The sequence below is a fragment of the Nonomuraea rhodomycinica genome, assembly GCF_013363995.1.
Classification (GTDB): Bacteria; Actinomycetota; Actinomycetes; order Streptosporangiales; family Streptosporangiaceae; genus Nonomuraea; species Nonomuraea rhodomycinica.
Window position 1 is genome coordinate 19634 of the sequence record NZ_JABWGO010000016.1, and the last position, 15715, is coordinate 35348.

General features: G+C 73.4%; 13 protein-coding genes. 6 read left to right on the forward strand and 7 right to left on the reverse strand.

Annotation, left to right across the window (positions count from 1 at the left end; translation table 11 throughout):
• Window positions 1-9: 9 nt before the first annotated feature.
• Genes HT134_RS40680 through HT134_RS40690 form a run of 3 tightly spaced genes read right to left on the reverse strand, consistent with a single transcriptional unit; the run spans window position 10 to window position 4258 of the window.
• Window positions 10-963, reverse strand: coding sequence for a helix-turn-helix transcriptional regulator (locus HT134_RS40680; protein ID WP_175605846.1), 954 nt, complete (start codon window positions 961-963; stop codon window positions 10-12).
• Between the two features lie 48 nt (window positions 964-1011).
• Window positions 1012-2133 carry an epoxide hydrolase family protein gene (locus tag HT134_RS40685; protein ID WP_246366437.1) on the reverse strand — a complete coding sequence of 374 codons (1122 nt, stop codon included), beginning with the start codon at window positions 2131-2133 and terminating at the stop codon, window positions 1012-1014.
• A 58-nt stretch (window positions 2134-2191) separates the two neighbouring features.
• The gene (locus HT134_RS40690; protein WP_175605847.1) at window positions 2192-4258 is read right to left on the reverse strand and encodes a S9 family peptidase; all 2067 of its coding nucleotides are present in this window, start codon (window positions 4256-4258) and stop codon (window positions 2192-2194) included.
• Window positions 4259-4303: 45 nt separating this feature from the next.
• On the opposite strand from HT134_RS40690, the gene mshB reads away from it, so the two are divergent.
• The 3 genes from mshB to HT134_RS40705 are packed head-to-tail and all read left to right on the forward strand — an operon-like array spanning window position 4304 to window position 6189.
• A complete protein-coding gene (gene mshB / locus HT134_RS40695) occupies window positions 4304-5209 on the forward strand; it encodes an N-acetyl-1-D-myo-inositol-2-amino-2-deoxy-alpha-D-glucopyranoside deacetylase (RefSeq protein WP_175605848.1) in 906 nt (301 codons plus the stop codon).
• Window positions 5210-5220: 11 nt separating this feature from the next.
• On the forward strand, window positions 5221-5676 hold the full coding sequence (locus tag HT134_RS40700; RefSeq protein WP_175605849.1) for a DUF6113 family protein: 456 nt from the start codon (window positions 5221-5223) through the stop codon (window positions 5674-5676).
• Between the two features lie 9 nt (window positions 5677-5685).
• Window positions 5686-6189 (forward strand): flavin reductase family protein, encoded by a 504-nt coding sequence (locus tag HT134_RS40705; RefSeq protein WP_312888807.1) that lies wholly within the window; start codon window positions 5686-5688, stop codon window positions 6187-6189.
• 441 nt (window positions 6190-6630) lie between these two features.
• On the opposite strand, the gene HT134_RS40710 is transcribed toward HT134_RS40705, so the two are convergent.
• Window positions 6631-7605: a hypothetical protein gene (locus tag HT134_RS40710; RefSeq protein WP_175605850.1), complete on the reverse strand. Its 975-nt coding sequence runs from the start codon at window positions 7603-7605 to the stop codon at window positions 6631-6633.
• Between the two features lie 84 nt (window positions 7606-7689).
• Here HT134_RS40710 and HT134_RS40715 point away from each other — a divergent pair, with 84 nt between their 5' ends.
• The 3 genes from HT134_RS40715 to HT134_RS40725 all read left to right on the forward strand — a co-directional run bounded on the left by HT134_RS40715 (window position 7690) and on the right by HT134_RS40725 (window position 10785).
• The gene (locus tag HT134_RS40715) at window positions 7690-8097 is read left to right on the forward strand and encodes a hypothetical protein (RefSeq protein ID WP_175605851.1); all 408 of its coding nucleotides are present in this window, start codon (window positions 7690-7692) and stop codon (window positions 8095-8097) included.
• A 133-nt stretch (window positions 8098-8230) separates the two neighbouring features.
• Window positions 8231-9535: an MBL fold metallo-hydrolase gene (locus HT134_RS46500; RefSeq protein WP_246366438.1), complete on the forward strand. Its 1305-nt coding sequence runs from the start codon at window positions 8231-8233 to the stop codon at window positions 9533-9535.
• A 569-nt stretch (window positions 9536-10104) separates the two neighbouring features.
• Complete coding sequence (locus tag HT134_RS40725) at window positions 10105-10785, forward strand: L-2-amino-thiazoline-4-carboxylic acid hydrolase (protein WP_175605853.1); 681 nt, start codon at window positions 10105-10107, stop codon at window positions 10783-10785.
• Between the two features lie 69 nt (window positions 10786-10854).
• Here HT134_RS40725 and HT134_RS40730 read toward each other — a convergent pair whose 3' ends face one another.
• The 3 genes from HT134_RS40730 to HT134_RS40740 all read right to left on the reverse strand — a co-directional run bounded on the left by HT134_RS40730 (window position 10855) and on the right by HT134_RS40740 (window position 15699).
• The gene (locus HT134_RS40730) at window positions 10855-11739 is read right to left on the reverse strand and encodes a hypothetical protein (protein ID WP_175605854.1); all 885 of its coding nucleotides are present in this window, start codon (window positions 11737-11739) and stop codon (window positions 10855-10857) included.
• Between the two features lie 177 nt (window positions 11740-11916).
• Complete coding sequence (locus HT134_RS40735) at window positions 11917-14451, reverse strand: penicillin acylase family protein (RefSeq protein ID WP_175605855.1); 2535 nt, start codon at window positions 14449-14451, stop codon at window positions 11917-11919.
• 165 nt (window positions 14452-14616) lie between these two features.
• Complete coding sequence (locus HT134_RS40740; protein WP_175605856.1) at window positions 14617-15699, reverse strand: cysteine--tRNA ligase; 1083 nt, start codon at window positions 15697-15699, stop codon at window positions 14617-14619.
• Window positions 15700-15715: the final 16 nt, after the last annotated feature.

Consider the following 15715-nt stretch of genomic DNA (forward strand, 5'->3'; position numbering starts at 1 on the left):
TCGTTCGGCTCAGCCCATGGCCCGCCGGAGCCGCCCCGTGAGCGTGCGCAGGTGCTCCAGCAGCTCCGGCGGCTCCCGCACCTCGAAGTCGAACCCGAACGTGGCCACCCACACCGCCAGGTGGTCGAGGCTGTCGGAGCCGATGCGCAGCACGCACGTGTGCTCGTCGACCGGCTCCACCACGCCCAGCGTGACCGGCACCTCGCCGGCCACCTCCGAGGCCGGGGCGTGCATGGTCAGGACCGCCCGGTGGCGGTGCGGCCGGGTGGCCGTGGCCAGGGCCAGGTAGCGCGCCACGTCCTCGTCGGGCAGCGGGCGAGGGAAGAAGCGCGGGCCGTTCGGCACCCGCAGGGACATGCGGTCCACCCGGTACGTGCGCCAGTCGTCCCGGGTCGTGTCCCAGCCGAGCAGGTACCACCGCCGGCCGCCGCTGACCAGCCGGTACGGCTCGGCGTCGCGCGCGCTCCGCTCCCCTTCGCGCGCGACGTACCCGAACCGCAGCCGTTCCCGGTCGCGCACCGCCGCGGCGATGGCGGTCAGCGTCGCGGGGTCCACCGTGGGACCGGCGGCCGGCACGGCCACCATGGCGGCGCCGAGCGTCCCCACCTGGTGGCGCAGCCGTGAGGGGAGGACCTGGTCCAGCTTGGCCAGGGCGCGCACGGACGTCTCGGCGATGCCGGTGACCGCGCCGCCCGCGGCCGTGCCCAGCGCCACCGCCACGGCCACGGCCTCCTCGTCGTCGAGCAGCAGCGGCGGAAGGCCGCCGCCGCTGCCCAGCTCGTAGCCGCCGCCCACCCCGCCGACCGCGTCGAGGGGGTAGCCGAGCGCGCGCAGCTTGCCGACGTCGCGCCGCAGCGTCCGCGGGCTGACGCCGAGCCGCTCGGCCAGCTCGGTCCCCGGCCAGTAGGCGCGCCCCTGCAACAGGCCCAGCAGGCGCAGCAGCCGGGCGGAGGTCTCCAGCACACGACGACTCTGCCACCGATCGCGGCCGGTTTCCGGCCGCGATCCGCCCTAGGTGAGCGCGTGGAAGAACGCCCGGACGTCCTCGGCGAACACCTCCGGCTCCTCCATGGCGAGGAAGTGGCCGCCTCTGTCCTGCTGCGACCAGCGCACGATCGCGTGGTCGCGCTCGGCGTACGGCCGGATGCCGTACTCGTTCGCCCCCGCCAGCAGCACGCCCGTGGGGACGGTGCCGCGCGGCCGGGGCTCCCAGCCCGCCGGGTCGTTGGCCTGCTCGTAGTAGATCTGCGCCGCCGAGCCGGCCGTGCCGGTCAGCCAATGGAGGGTGACGTTGGTGAGGAACAGGTCGCGGTCCACCGGGCCGCCCGCCCAGCGGTGGAACATCTCGGCGATCCAGGCGAGCTGCGCGGCCGGGGAGTCGGTCAGGCCGTACGCGAGCGTCTGCGGGGAGCGCGACTGGATCGCGACGTACCCGGCGGTCGCCTCGTCCAGCGCGGCGGCCCGCGCGCGCTCCACGTCCGTCAGCCTGGCGTCCTCCTCCTCGTCGCCCGCCGGGAACGACAGGACTCCGGTGAGATGGACGCCCATGACCCGGTCCGGGGCCAGGCGGCCCATCTCCGGGGCGACGAAGGCGCCGGTGTCGCCGCCGTGCACGCCGTACCGGTCGTGTCCGAGGAGCTCCATCAGCCGCGTGAACGCCCCGGCGACGCGCCCGGCGGTCCAGCCCGGCTCGGCGAGCGGCGACGAGAACGCGAACCCGGGGATCGACGGGATCACCAGGTGGAAGTCCTCGCGCAGCGGCTCGACCACGTCCAGGAACTCCACGAAGGACATCGGCCAGCCGTGCAGCAGCACGAGCGGCAGCGCGTCGGGGTCGTCCGAGCGGACGTGGGCGAAGTGCACGCGCTGGCCGTCGATGACGGTCGTGAACTGTGGCAGCGCGTTGAGCCGCCGCTCCTGGGCGCGCCAGTCGAACTCCGAGCGCCAGTAGGCGGCCAGCTCTTTCGCGTGCTCCACGGGGGTGCCGCGGGTCCAGCCGACGCCGGGCGGCTCGGCGGGCCAGCGGGTGGCGTCCAGCCGGCGCCGCAGCTCGTCCAGCTCGGCCTGGGGGACGTCGATGTGAAAGGGGATCGGTGAGGACATGCCCTGCTGGGCAGAGGTCGGTGCAGACATGGCCGCGACCCTAGGAAGGATCGCGGCCACCTTCGGTCCTCCGGCGCCGGGGCCGGTGTCAGTCGCCCAGCGCGCGCTTGAGGAAGTCGACCTGGAGCAGGAGCAGGTTCTCGGCGACGACCTCCTGCGGCGTCATGTGGGTGACGCCCGACAGCGGCAGCACGCTGTGCTGACGGCCCGCCGCGAGCAGCGCGGACGACAGGCGCAGCGTGTGGGCCGCCACCACGTTGTCGTCGGCCAGGCCGTGGACCAGCAGCAGGGGCCGCTCCAGCTTGGCCGCGTCGCCGAACAGCGATGACTTGTCGTAGACGTCCGGCTGCTCGTCGGGGTGGCCCAGGTAGCGCTCGGTGTAGCAGGTGTCGTACAGCCGCCAGTCGGTCACCGGCGCCCCCGCGACCGCCGCGTGGAACACGTCCGGCCGGCGCAGCACCGCGAGCGCCGCCAGGTAGCCGCCGAACGACCAGCCGCGGATGGCCACCCGCCCCAGGTCGAGGTCGTCGGGGTACTGCTGGGCCACGCCCTGCAGCGCGTCGATCTGGTCCTCCAGAACCGGGGTGGCCAGGTCGTTCAGCACGGCCCGCTCGAACTCCGGCCCCCGGCCCGGGGTGCCGCGGCCGTCGGCCACGACCACCGCGAACCCCTGCTCGGCGAACCACTGGCTCTCCAGGTAGCCGCCGCGCCGGTTGAGCACGCGCTGCGCGTGCGGCCCGCCGTACGGGTCCATGAGGACGGGCAGCCGCCCCGAGCCCGGCTCGTACCAGGAGGGCAGCACCACGGCGGTGGCCAGCTCGCGGCGGCCGGAACGGCCGAGCGAGACCCGCAGGTCGAGGCCGGGACGCTCGGCCACGGACGGGATCGGGATCGCCACGCCGTCGCGGCGCACGACCGTCGTGGACACGCCCTCGGCGTCGAGGCTCTGCTCGGTGAGGACGCCGACGCCCCCGGCCATCCGCCCCGAGAACACCCCGGAACGGGTCGAGACCGGCAGCAGCGAGTGGCCGTCCCACGTCCAGAGCTGGATCTCGGTCGGGTCGCCGCTCGCGCTGAACAGCACGCTGTCATGGTCGACGTCGAGCACGGCCCGCACCTGGAGCGTGGGCGGCGTGACCGCGCGGTCGCCGACGAACAGCCGGTTGCCGCCGTCGGCCGAGGCCACCCACACCAGCGAGCCGTCGTCGAGGTGGGCCGGCACGCCGGTGACGACGTCCACCCACGCGGGGTCGGTGTCCTCGCGCACCAGCGTCGAGGCGCCGGTCGCCGGGTCCACCTCGAACAGGCGCAGCGCCTTCTGGCCGCGCGGCATCGTCACGATCGACAGCGCGTGGGAGTCCCAGGCGGCGGTGGTCAGGTACTCGTCCGCGAACGGCACGGCCACCCGCGAGCCGTCCAGGCCCAGCACGAACAGCTCGGTCACCGCGTTGGGCGTGCCCGCCGCCGGGTAGCGCTGGGCCGTCGCGGGCCGGTCGGGGTTGGCCGGGTCGGAGACGTACCAGGTGCGGACCGGCGCCTCGTCGGCCCGCTCCACCAGGAGCGCGTCGCCGCCGGGCGACCACCAGTGGCCGCGCATCCGGTCCATCTCCTCGGCCGCGATGAACTCGGCCAGGCCGTACGTCACGGTCGGCGCCTCGGGCGTCGCCAGCGCGCGGTCCTCGCCCGAGACGAGGTCCTGGACGCGCAGGGAGCCCTCGCAGACGTAGGCGACGTTCCTGCCGTCGGGCGACAGGCGCGGGTCGATCACCGCGCCCGGCACGTCCAGGCGGCGGGTCGCGCCGCTCGCCAGCTGCGTCACGTACAGGCCGCCCGCGAGGGCGAACGCGGCCGTCGTCACCCCGGCGTCGGTGCTGTAGGCCACCACCCCGCCCGCCTGCTCGCGGCTGCGCTCGCGCCGCGCGCGCTCCTCGGGCGGCAGGTCGCCCTCGTCGGCGTCGAGCGCGCGCGGGTCGACGACGAGACGCTCGACATGGTTGTCGGTGTCGAGCTCCCACAGGCACGTGACCGGGTCGGTGCCGGTCCTGGTCCGCAGGAACACCACCCTGGATCCGTCAGGGGAGATCGTGAAGCCCCTGGGCACACCGAGGGTGAACCGGCGGGTCCTGGCCGACAGACGCGGGAAGCTCTCACTCATGGCCCCAATCCTGCCAGGAAGCGGGAATTGGTTACGCTCGGACTCATGACCGATCGACGGCTGCTGCTCGTGCACGCTCACCCCGACGACGAGTCGATCGGCACCGGCGCCACCATGGCCCGCTACGTGGCCGAGGGCGCCCACGTCACGCTCGTGACCTGCACGCTCGGCGAGGAGGGCGAGGTCATCCCCGAGCACCTGGCGCACCTGGCCGCCGACCGTGACGACGCGCTCGGGCCGTACCGGATCGGGGAGCTGGCGGCGGCCTGCGAGGCGCTGGGCGTGCGCGACCACCGCTTCCTCGGCGGGCCCGGGCGGTGGCGCGACTCGGGGATGATGGGCGTCGCCTCCAACGAGCGTCCCGGCGCGTTCTGGCAGGCCGACCTGGACGAGGCCGCCGGAGAGCTGGTCAAGGTCATTCGCGAGGTGCGGCCCCAGGTGCTGGTGACCTACGACGCCAACGGCTTCTACGGGCACCCTGACCACATCCAGGCCAACAGGGTGTCGCGGCGGGCGTTCGAGCTGGCCGCCGACCCGGGCTTCGGCGAGGGCGAGCCGTGGCAGATCGCCAAGCTCTACCACACGGCCGCGGCCCGGTCGGTGATGCGGCGCACGGCCGAGGCGCTGCGCGAGGCGAGGTCGGGCTTCCTCGTCGAGGACGTGGACGACATGCCGTTCGGCAGCCCGGACGAGGCGATCACCACCGAGATCGACGCGCGGCCGTGGGTGGGGGCCAAGCTGGCCGCCCTGCGCGCCCACGCCACGCAGGTGACGGTACGGGAGCCGTGGTTCGCGCTGTCCAACGGCATCGGGCAGGAGGCGCTCGGGGTCGAGCACTACGTGCTGGCGATCGGCGTGCCCGGGCCGTCGGTGCCCGGCGCCCCCGTCGAGGCCGGCGGCCTGGGCGAGCCGCACAACCGCGAGAACGACCTGTTCGCCGGAATCCACTAACCTCGTTCGACATGGAGGATCGCGAGCAGGCCGGTGCGGTGCTGTTCGACGCCGAGGAGCGCGGGCAGGCCGGCTCGGCGCTGGGCGGCGCCGTCTACGGCATGCTGTTCGTGCTGGGGCTCGTCATGGGCGTCGTGGGCGGGTTCACGCAGGCGGCCTGGCACGTCGGCGCCGTCCCCGTGGCGGCGATCGGCTGGCTGCTGGCGCTGTTCGGCGTCTGCCTGGGAGCCGGCCGGATGCTGCGGACCCGGGCCGGAGCGGCGGTGACGGCCGCCGGGTGGCTGCTGGTGTCGATGCCGTTGTCGATCAAACTCTCGCAGGGCGACCTGGTCATCTCCAGCAGCCCGGCCGGCTACGTCTACCTGTACGGCGGGGTCCTGGCGGTGGCCACGGCCTTCCTGCTGTCGCCGTCGTCGTCGCGAGGTTCCTGGCTCCTGCGTGGGCACATTCCGCGAAACCCGACGTAAAGTACATCCGTGCACCATGGTTCCCTCAGCCGGCCCGTGGACCAGCGGACGTACCGGAAGGTCGTCGGCAAGTTCGCCACCGGCGTCGCGGTCGTCACGACCCGGCTCGGGGAGGTGGACCACGCGATGACGGTCAACTCGTTCACGTCCGTGTCGCTGGAGCCGCTGCTGGTGCTCTTCTGCGCCGAGACGGCGGCCCGCTTCCACGCGGCGGTGCTGGAGACCGGGGTGTGGGGCGTCTCGGTGCTGCCGGCATCCATGGAGGACGCCTCGCGCTTCTTCGCCCACCGCGGCCGTCCGCTCGACGCCCCGCTCTCCCGCTGGCCCCACCACCGGTCGCCGGCGGGGATGGTGCTGTTCGACGGGGCGATCGCCACGCTGGAGGCCAAAACGACGGCCGTCCACCCGGCGGGCGACCACTCGATCATCGTCGGCGAGGTCACCCACCTCGGCACCCCGTCCGACTCCGCCCCCCTCCTGTACCACAACGGCCGCTACGGGACCTCTCGCTAGCGGGGGTCTTTTTCTTTTACGGCGGAGCACGGGAGGGCCCGGACGCCGCACGTGGCTCGGCTCCGTCCAGGGGCACGCTCCTCCAGCGTGCGGGGCCGGGCGCCGCGACGCGCGCACCGTGGGCCGGGGCCGTGGTCCCTCCCGGCAAGCCCGAAACACGCCAGCCCCTGCCCGCCACCGCACCCCGGCCTTCACCGCACCTCGGCCTCCACGGCACCCCGGCCGCCACGGCACCCCGGCCTCCACGGCACCCCGGCCGCCACGGCACCCCGGTCTCCACGGCACCCCGGTCTCCACGGCACCCCGGTCTCCACGGCACCCCGGTCTCCACGGCACCCCGGCCGCCACCAGACCGCGGACGTGCGAGAGCCCGGCAGGCGGGGCGCCGTTGTGGCGGGTGGCTTGCCGGGCTCTTACGTGGAGGGATCGTCCGGGGCCTGGTTACTGGGGCGGCTCCATGGTCGGCTCCGTGGTCGGCTCCGGCGTGGACGAGGCCGTCGGGACGGCCTCCGGCGGAGGGTCGGTGGGGGACTCCGTGGCCGGTGGGCAGGCGGGGATCGGCTCCGCCGGGGCCGAGGGCGTCTCCGCGACCGGAGGCGTGTCCGTGACCGACGGCGTCGGCGTGACGGTAGGGGACGCCGGGTCCGCCGGCGGCGTGACCGGTGGCGTGGGCGTCTCCTGAGCCGGGGTGTCCGCCGGTGGCGTGACCGCTGGGGGCGTGGACGTGGGCGCGCCGTCCGACGGCGTCCCGGGGACGGGCGTCTCCGGCGCCACCGGGACGGGCGGCTCCGTGGAGGGCTGACACGTGAACGTGACCGTCGCCGTCACCGTCTCCGCCGGGGCCGTCACGGTGACCGTCTGGGGAGGCGCCGTCTCCGTGACCGTCGTCGTGACCTGCTGTGTGGCCGTCGCCGTGACCGTCACCGTGTCGGCCGGCTCGGGGGTCGCGGTGACCGTCGTGGTGGGGTTCGCCGTGGGGGTGGCCGTCACGGTGCGCGTGGGCCACGGCAGCGCCCGCGCCTTCACCTGGGGCTTGCCCCGCACCTTGTACGTGCCCTTGCCGAGCTTCCTGCTGGCCTGTCCCGCGCCGGTGGTCACGGGCAGCTCGGTGGTGGCCGTCCTGCAGGACCTGCCCTTGCAGACCCGCTGCTTGACCGTGAAGCGCGCCGCGCCGTCGTAGGTGATCGAGACGTTCAGATGGGAGACGCCGTTCTTCTTGACGACCTTCGTCTTCGCGGTGTACTTCCCGACCGTGGGCGTCGGCGTCGGCGTGGGAGTCGGCGTGTGGGTCGAGGCGACCACGACCCGGAGAGGGGGATCGGACAAGCCCAGGGGATCAGTGGAGGAGGTCTGGGTGATCGCGATGCCACCGGCGCCGGCCAAGGCCAGCGCGCCGAGCAGCGCCCCCAGCGTCATTAATCTCATAATCCTGCTCTCAGGGGAGATTTCAGGACCCAGATCATTATTCCGACTTGTCAAGATTGGTCAAGACTGAGACGCATGAATGGGCGCTACCGGTTCCGGCGGGTGGTGAACTACGCCAACCTCTCCACTCCGCTCGGTCTTCTCATCTCCGTCATCGGCGGAGCCAGCAGGCAGTCCGGGCCCGACGGGCTCATCCTGGCTCACGGCTACCGTTACCGCTTCCCCATCGCGGGGGCGTTCACCGTCGGCAACGTCGTCCTCACCCGCCGGACCGAGCTGGACGAGCGGCTGATCCTGCACGAGGGGCGGCACGCCACCCAGTGGGCGTGGTGCGCCGGGCTGCCGATGCTGCCGCTGTATCTGCTGTCCATGCTGGTGTCGGTGATCGTGTGCGGGCATCAGGCCTCGTACAACGTCTTCGAACGCCTGGCGGGCCTGGACGACGGCGGCTACCCGCACGCGCCCCTGCGCTGGCGCAGGTGAGAAGCGGCATAAGTGACTGATCCGTCACCCAGGGCAGGGACGGATCATGTCGAAGTCTCCCATTCCACCGCGAAAGTGGCCAGTTGGCTTCAAGGATCGACTCACCGCCCCCCTCCCCGCCTACCGTGAACTGTTGAGCGTCACCTGGAACGGCGGCGTCCGCCCCTGCCTCGGCGACGCCGACCTCATCCCCGTGCGCCGCCAGGGCGGCCTGCCCCGCCCGGACGCCGGGCGGACCATGGTGACCTGGGTGGGGCACTCCACCTTCGTCGTGCAGATCGGGGGGCTGACGATCCTCACGGACCCGGTCTGGTCCCGCAAGATCCCCGGAGTGCGGGGTCGCCTCACTCCGCCAGGAGTGGCCTGGAGCGACCTGCCGAAGATCGACGCCGTCGTCATCAGTCACAACCACTACGACCACCTGGACGCCCCGACTGTCCGGCGGCTGCCGCGCGACACGCCGATGTTCGTGCCGGCCCGGTTGAAGCCCTGGTTCGACCGGCGCGGGTTCACGGACGTGACCGAGTTGGACTGGTGGGAGTCGGCGACGGTCGGCGGGGTCACGCTCGACTTCGTCCCCGCCCACCACTGGAGCCGGCGCGGCGTCTTCGACACCTGCAGGACCCTGTGGGGAGGGTGGGTGATCGGCCGTTCGGTCTACTTCGCGGGCGACACGGGGTACGGCGAGCGGCTGGCGCAGATCGGCGAACGCTACCCGGGGCTCGACCTGGCGCTCATGCCGGTGGGCGGGTACGACCCGCACTGGTTCGCCAAGGCGGCCCACGTCAACCCGGCTGAGGCGGTGCGCGGCTGCCTGGACGTGGGGGCCCGCCGGATGGCCACCATGCACTGGGGGACGTTCGTGCTGTCGAGCGAGCCGCTGACGGCGCCGGTGGAACAGGCCCGCGCGGAGTGGGAGGCCCACGGCCTGGCCCGCGAGGACCTGTGGGACTTAGCGGTGGGCGAGTCCCGCGCCTTCACCCCGGCAGCCACTCCCACTCACGAACTGGGAGCCGCTCCGACTCACGAGCCGGCGCCCACTCCGGCGCGCGAAGTGTGCGCCATTTCGGCTCAGGAGCCGACGGCCACTTCGGCCCGCGAAGTGTGCGCCACCCCGGCCCGCAAAGTGTGCGCCACTCCCACTCAGGAGTGGGTGGCCGCTTCGGCCTGCGAGCCGGCGGTCGCTCCGGCTTGCGAGCTGGGGGAGGAGAAGACGCCCGTGCCGGTCCCCGCCCCGCGTCGTGAACCGGCGGGGGAGGCCGGGCGGCGGCGTGACCGGGAGGCGGCGCGCCGGACCGTCCGCGAGGGGGCCACGGCCCGCGCCTCGGCGACACACCGAGACGCACGCGAAGCGGCCACAGCCCGCATAACGGCGCCGTCGCGGGACACGCGCGAGGAGCCCCCGGCCCTGGTCCCTGGCGCGTCGCGGGACGCGTGAGGAGCTCCTGGTTCGTGTCACGGGGGCGCGCCGGGACGTGCGTGAGGAGCCCCGGTCTGTGTCCTGGCGGCGTCCCGAGACGCGCGGAAGGAGCCCTCGGTTGGTGTCATGGCGGCACATCGCGACGCATGCGCGAGGAGTCCCCGGGTCCTGGTCCCAGATGCGTCGCGGGACTTGTGAGGAACCCCGGCTTGGGGCGCGGGGGCGGCGGGACCCGCCTGAGGAGCCCGGTTCGCGTCACGGGGGTGCCGGGACCAGTGTGAGGGGCCCGGTCCGGGCACGGTGTTGCGGCGAGGCGCGCGCCTCGAGGTGACGGTCGGCGCATCGGAGGGGAGTGGCCTGTTGGGGGCTGGCGAGGCGGGTGGCGGGTGAGGACGTGAGCCGGTCGCCGGATGGACATGATCGTCGGGGGTGTGGCAGGCTGGCGGCGACACATCAACACATGCTTGTCAGCGCCTGGTCGGTCGGTGGAGCGCGCTGGCGTGCTCGCTTGGCCGCGGCACGACCAGTCATGCCTCCACGCGGGATCGCGGTCGTGTACGCGCCGAGCCGTACACGAAAGGGCAACCATGTCCACCGACCAGTTCGGGCTCGCCGAAGGCGGCTACGTCCCCGACCCCGACCGGGACACGACCCTGCTCCTCGACGCCTTCTACGACCATCTCGCCGCGACCCTGCGTGAGCACGCGCTGCCCGGCGACCTCGTGACCGCCATGCGGGCACGACAGGGCGAACTCGAAGCGGCCCATCAGCCCCTGATCGTCGATGAGCCCGCCCGTCACAACCTGCGCATGACCCTGGCCCTGGTGGCCGCCTACGCCTTGCTCCTGCCCAGGCTCGGCCGGGAGACGGCCATCGCGATCGTGCGCGCGTCGTTCATCGAACCGCTCGGCGACGCCATGCGGGAGGGCACCCGGGCGATGCTGGACAACGCGCCGGACGCCTTCCGCGCCATGGTGGAGGTGAGCAGGTCACGCGAGGAGCACGCGTTCGGGAAGGGCTTCGTCTTCGACCGGCCCGTCGACGACGACGAGCGTTATCACCTCGACGTGCGCCGGTGCTTCTACCACGACGTTCTGGTCGCCAACGCGGCGCCGGAACTGACCCCGGTCATGTGCGCGTTCGACGCCAACTGGATCGAGGCCATCGCGCCCGACCGGCACGGTTTCCGGTTCGACCGCCGCACCACCATCGGAACGGGCGGCACGCACTGCCCCTTCCACTTCAGCCGGAACCGGGAGACGGGCTGAGGTCCCGACAGCCGCACCGTGCAGGGGCTCCTTCACAGCCGTGACGGAGCCCCGTCGTGCCCGGGGCTCCTACCCGGAGGTGACGGCACTGTCGGACGGGCGGGGGAGGGGGCGCTCGGCCGCCGGGGTGGTGCCTCGACGTCTCAGGTGCGGCCACAGCAGGGCGGCCAGGGCGACCGTGGAGACGGCGCCCGCCGACAGGACCGAGGCCGTCGCCGGGGCCGCCGCCGTCACACCCGCCAGCGACAGGCCGCACACCACCGCCGCCACCACCGCGTACGCCCCCAGTGCCAGCCGGACCAGGCGCAGCCGTCGCCGCTCGTCGGGCAGCGCCCGGCCCGCGAGCACGGCCAGCGCCGGCAGCAGCAGGATGCCGTGCATGAGCACCGCGTGGGCGGGCTTGAGGGCGGCGGCCACCGTGTAGGCCGTGTCCTGGTGGCCCGTGCGCGCCTGGGTCACCCCTCGGGCGATCATGAGGGCGCCGAACGCCATGGCGGCCAGGAGCGTGCCGAACCCGGCGCGTACGGCCAGCAGCACGCTCGGCGCCACCCCGGGACGGGGCCGCCACACCGCCACCGTCGCGCAGATCGTCACCACGACCAGCACCATGCCGCCCGCCGCCAGGGTCGCGCTCACCAGCGAGTCGAAGCCCGTCGCGAAGTTGAAGTGCGACGGCACCCCGCGCCACGCCTGCATCGTGATCAGCGTCAGCTCGACGGCGGAGGCGGCCGTGAACACGCCGACCAGGGCGGCGCGCGGCCGGGGGCGCAGCCCGGCCAGCCCGGTCACCCACGCCAGCGTCGCCACGCTCAGCCCGAACGACACGCCGAACGTGAACGGCTTGCGCCACGACACCGGGCCGTCCCAGGGGCCGCCGTCGATGAGGAGCAGGCCGAGATGGGCGAGCCCCGCGAGGACCATCACCGCGGCGATCGAGTACCAGAGCCTGTTCATGCCGTCCATGGTGGGCGAGACGGGGGCTCGGGCGCGTCAACCCGAGGGCTGGTTCCGCGCTACGACCGGGGTCGTACGGACCCGGCCCGCCCCCTCAGCTCACGGGCGGAGGCCGAGCGTGTGGGCCACCCCCTCAGCTCACGGGCGGAGGCACAGCGTGTGGGCCGCCGCCTCGGCTCACGGGCGGAGACGGAGCGTGTGGGCCGCCGCCTGCCGTACCGACTGCGGCTTCGAGAGCATCGGCGTCAGCTCGCCCCTCGCCCACGTCTCCGCCTGGTCCCAGTAGTTGGCGTGGAAGGCGTGCCCCGACGCCCCCGTCAGGTTGATCCACTGGGACTTGTCCAGGTCCGCCAGGTCCACCACCATCCGCATCGACGGCACCGACGTCACCTCGTACCCCTTGGCGACGTTCCAGCCGGTGGCGTCCACCGCGTCCTTGCCGCCCGCCACGCTCAGCGGCCCCCGGTTGAACAGCGCCTCCACCGGCGCGATCCCCGAGGTGCCCAGCGAGGCGTGGGTGAGCGTCAGGCGGTGCAGGTCGCCCCAGCGCCAGGCGCGGAGGTCCGAGCCGAGCAGCCCGGACACCTCCTGGTAGGCGTCGGCCATCGCCTGCCGCAGGACGTCGTCGCGGGTCTCCCGGAAGCCCTTGGTGGTGGTGTCGTCCCAGAACGGGTCGTCGGGGGTGTCGAGCAGCCGCCGCACCACCACGTACCACCGGTCGCCGCCGCTCGGGCGGGCCCCCTCGGGCAGGTCGTCGTCGAAGGCGCCGCTCAGCAGGTGGCGCCAGACGGCGTTGAAGTAGGCGGCGGGCGCGGAGTCGGCGCCCTGCGAGCCGTCCCAGCCCTTCAGCAGGTCCCGCGCCTGTACGGCGGGGCCGGCCATCCGCACGTCCATGAGCGCCGGGACCAGCGTCTCGGCCAGGCCGTTGCGGGTGTCGCGCTGGATCGCGGCCATGGTGGAGGCGTCCACGTCGCCCTTGGCGATCGCCTGCTCCAGCCGGTCGGTGATGCGCTGCGAGCGGTACCCGTAGGACCAGTCCTTGGTCAGCAGCGGCTGGTAGCGCCGCGGGTCGATGACGGCGTTGTTGGCCGTGACGACGTAGCCCTCGGCCGGGTTCTCGACCGACGGGAGCTGGTCGTACGGGATGGGCGCGGTCTTCCAGTCGTACTCGCCCGTCCAGCCGGGCACCGGCCAGGTGCCGTCGCCCTTCTCGCGCACCGGGATCCGGCCGGGCGCCTGGTAGCCGATGTTGCCGGAGGTGTCGGCGTACACGAGGTTCTGGGCGGGCACCTCGAACAGCGCCGCCGCGGCGCGGAACTCGTGCCAGTCGTCCGCCTCGTTCAACGCGAAGATCGCGTCGGCGGTGCGGCCGGGCATGAGCGCGGTCCACTGGAGCGCGACCGCGTTCGCGCCGCCGGACGGCTTCACGTCCCCCATGACCTCGTTGATGAGCGGTCCGTGCCTGGTGGAGCGTACCTCGATGGTGACGGTGTCGCCGCCCGCGACCTTGATCTTCTCCTGCCGCCTGTCCAGCTTGACCTGCTCGCCCCGGTACAGGTACGTGTCGCCCGAGACCTGCTCCAGGAACAGGTCGGCCACGTCCGGCCCGAGGTTGGTGAACCCCCAGGCGATCTTGTCGGTGTGGCCGATGACGACGCCGGGGACGCCCGAGAACGTGAACCCCGTCACGTCGTAGGAGCACCGCTCCGACAGCTCCCGGCAGTGCAGCCCCGCCTGGTACCAGACCGACGGCATCGCGGCGGACAGGTGCGGGTCGTTGGCCAGCAGGGGCTTGCCGCTGCGGGTGTGCTCGCCCGAGACGACCCACGAGTTCGAGCCGATGCCGTCGCGGTCGGCGCCGCTCATCGTGCCGGGCACGGCGTCCAGCGTCCGCGCGGCCTGGGCGAGCGCCGCCGCGGCCGTCCCGCGCGGGCGCGTGCCCTGGCCGCGTCGCGGCGAGGCCGTCTGGTCGAACTGCTCCCGCCGGATCGCGCCGCGCGTCACGATCGGCGCGTGCTCGTCGAACGGGTATCCGGGGTAGAGCTGCTCGACCCGCTCGCGCGGCAGCCTGGTGAGGGCGAGCGCGCGGTCGATCTCGTCCTCCATGTTCGAGCGCAGGTCCCAGGCCATGGCCTTGAGCCAGGCGACGGAGTCGAGCGCCGTCCACGGCTCCGGCTTGGCGTCGACGCCGGTCAGCTTGAGCACGGAGTACTCCAGGCTGCGGTCGGAGGCGTTGGGGTTGGCCTTGAGCCAGGCGTTCACGCCCTTGGCGTACGCGTCGAGGTAGCGCCGGGTGCGCTCGGACAGCTCGGCCAGCTCCTGCTCGGCCACTCTGCGCCAGCCCATGGTGCGGATCGCCTTGTCGCTGTCGAGCGTGGCCTTGCCGAACAGCTCCGACAGCCGCCCGGCGGTCACGTGCCGCCGGAAGTCCATCTCCCAGAAACGGTCCTGCGCGTGGACGAATCCCTGCGCCATGAACAGGTCTTCGGAGGTGTCCGCATAGATCTGCGGAATTCCGTATTTATCGCGATAAATCTCTACATTGCCGGTTAAGCCGGGCAGCCGTAGCGACCCGTCCACCTGAGGGTACGACTTGCGGACGGTGTGGACGACGACGCCCGTCAGCACCAGCGCGAGGGCGAGGAGAACGGTCAGCGCCCGCGCCAGCCAGCGCAACGGCCACGGCAGCCAGGCGTACGGCCTCAACCTCACGAAAACCTCCGATCCTCCGCGTCCTCCCGCGCCGGACCATTAGTCTGACAGGCCCTGATCACTCCTCTCGCCCGCTTGCGGCCGGGTTCCGGAGGACCTGGAACCCCGGCGTCACCGGGCATTCATTCATGATCACGTTCTGTGGGGACGGGCCCGCGAACGGCCTCAGGGCGCCCGGCCGATGTCGGCGGACAGGTCGAGCCCCAGCACCTGGTCCACGTGCAGGAACGCCTCGAACCGCGCGCCCGGCGACACCGACGCGTCGTCCTCCAGCTCCCGCAGCACCCGCAGCGCCCCCGGAGTGTCGAGGTCGTCGTCGAACGCGGCCTCGACGCGCTTGACGTACTCGGCCGCCATGGGCGCGCTGGGCGACTCCGACCACCGCGCCACCCGCGACCGCCAGTGCCGCACGGCCCGGTCGGCGGCGCGCAGGACGTCCCAGCTGAGCTCGGCCGGCCGCCGGTGATGGCGCTCCAGGAACGCCATGCGCACGGCCAGCGGGTCGAGCCCGGCCTCCACGACCGCGGACAGCGACGTCGCGCCGTCGGACGACACCTCCGCCGTGCGGACCCAGTGCCGCACGACCTCGTGACCGGCCGCCGCGTCGCTCTGCGCGCGCTCACGATCGTCGTACGCGCCCCCGCCCACGTGGACGTCCACCCGGCCGCCGAGCAGCCCCAGCGCCACGGCCGAGCACGTCACGTGCGGTCCGGGCACGCCGCGCCCCCAGGGAGACTCCCAGGACGGCTCCGCGGCGGCCGGGCGCCACAGCACCCAGTCGCCGGGGGAGCGCCGGCCCGCCGCCTCCCCGCCGTCCCCTGCCACCTCCGAGGACCCGCCGTCCCCTCTCATTCCCGAGGAGAGGCCCGGGTACGTCCCGGCGGCGAAGAAGACCCGCCCGTCCGGCGCCGCGTACGCGTGCCCTCTGTCCAGGAGCGCCTCGACGAGCCGCACCGCGAGCGGGACGGTCTCGTCCGGGAGCGGCGCGTGCTCGGCCGGCCGGACGTTGAGGTCGGCGGCGTCCCGCTCCCCGGGCTCGCCCGGGGAACCGCCCCGCGGGCGGCAGGCCAGCACCCGGACACGCCCGCGTTCGAGCACCCGCCTGATCAGATCGGCCACCAGCAGGGGCCGCAGCTCACCGAGCCGGGGCCGCCCGTCCACGGAGGGCACGCACGCGTACGTCCGCATCGCCCGCCCCACCGCGATCTCGCCGATGGTCCCGGTCCGGCTGTCGTGGATGCGCAGCATGGCTCCGAGCCTAACC

Bases quoted from the DNA above. Each gene is read 5' to 3' on its own strand.
- HT134_RS40685 (WP_246366437.1), bottom strand. From the start codon at position 2,133: ATGTCTGCACCGACCTCTGCCCAGCAGGGCATGTCCTCACCGATCCCC.
- HT134_RS40690 (WP_175605847.1), bottom strand. From the start codon at position 4,258: ATGAGTGAGAGCTTCCCGCGTCTGTCGGCCAGGACCCGCCGGTTCACC.
- mshB (WP_175605848.1), top strand. From the start codon at position 4,304: ATGACCGATCGACGGCTGCTGCTCGTGCACGCTCACCCCGACGACGAG.
- HT134_RS40700 (WP_175605849.1), top strand. From the start codon at position 5,221: ATGGAGGATCGCGAGCAGGCCGGTGCGGTGCTGTTCGACGCCGAGGAG.
- HT134_RS40710 (WP_175605850.1), bottom strand. From the start codon at position 7,605: ATGACGCTGGGGGCGCTGCTCGGCGCGCTGGCCTTGGCCGGCGCCGGT.
- HT134_RS40715 (WP_175605851.1), top strand. From the start codon at position 7,690: ATGAATGGGCGCTACCGGTTCCGGCGGGTGGTGAACTACGCCAACCTC.
- HT134_RS40725 (WP_175605853.1), top strand. From the start codon at position 10,105: ATGTCCACCGACCAGTTCGGGCTCGCCGAAGGCGGCTACGTCCCCGAC.
- HT134_RS40730 (WP_175605854.1), bottom strand. From the start codon at position 11,739: ATGAACAGGCTCTGGTACTCGATCGCCGCGGTGATGGTCCTCGCGGGG.
- HT134_RS40740 (WP_175605856.1), bottom strand. From the start codon at position 15,699: ATGCTGCGCATCCACGACAGCCGGACCGGGACCATCGGCGAGATCGCG.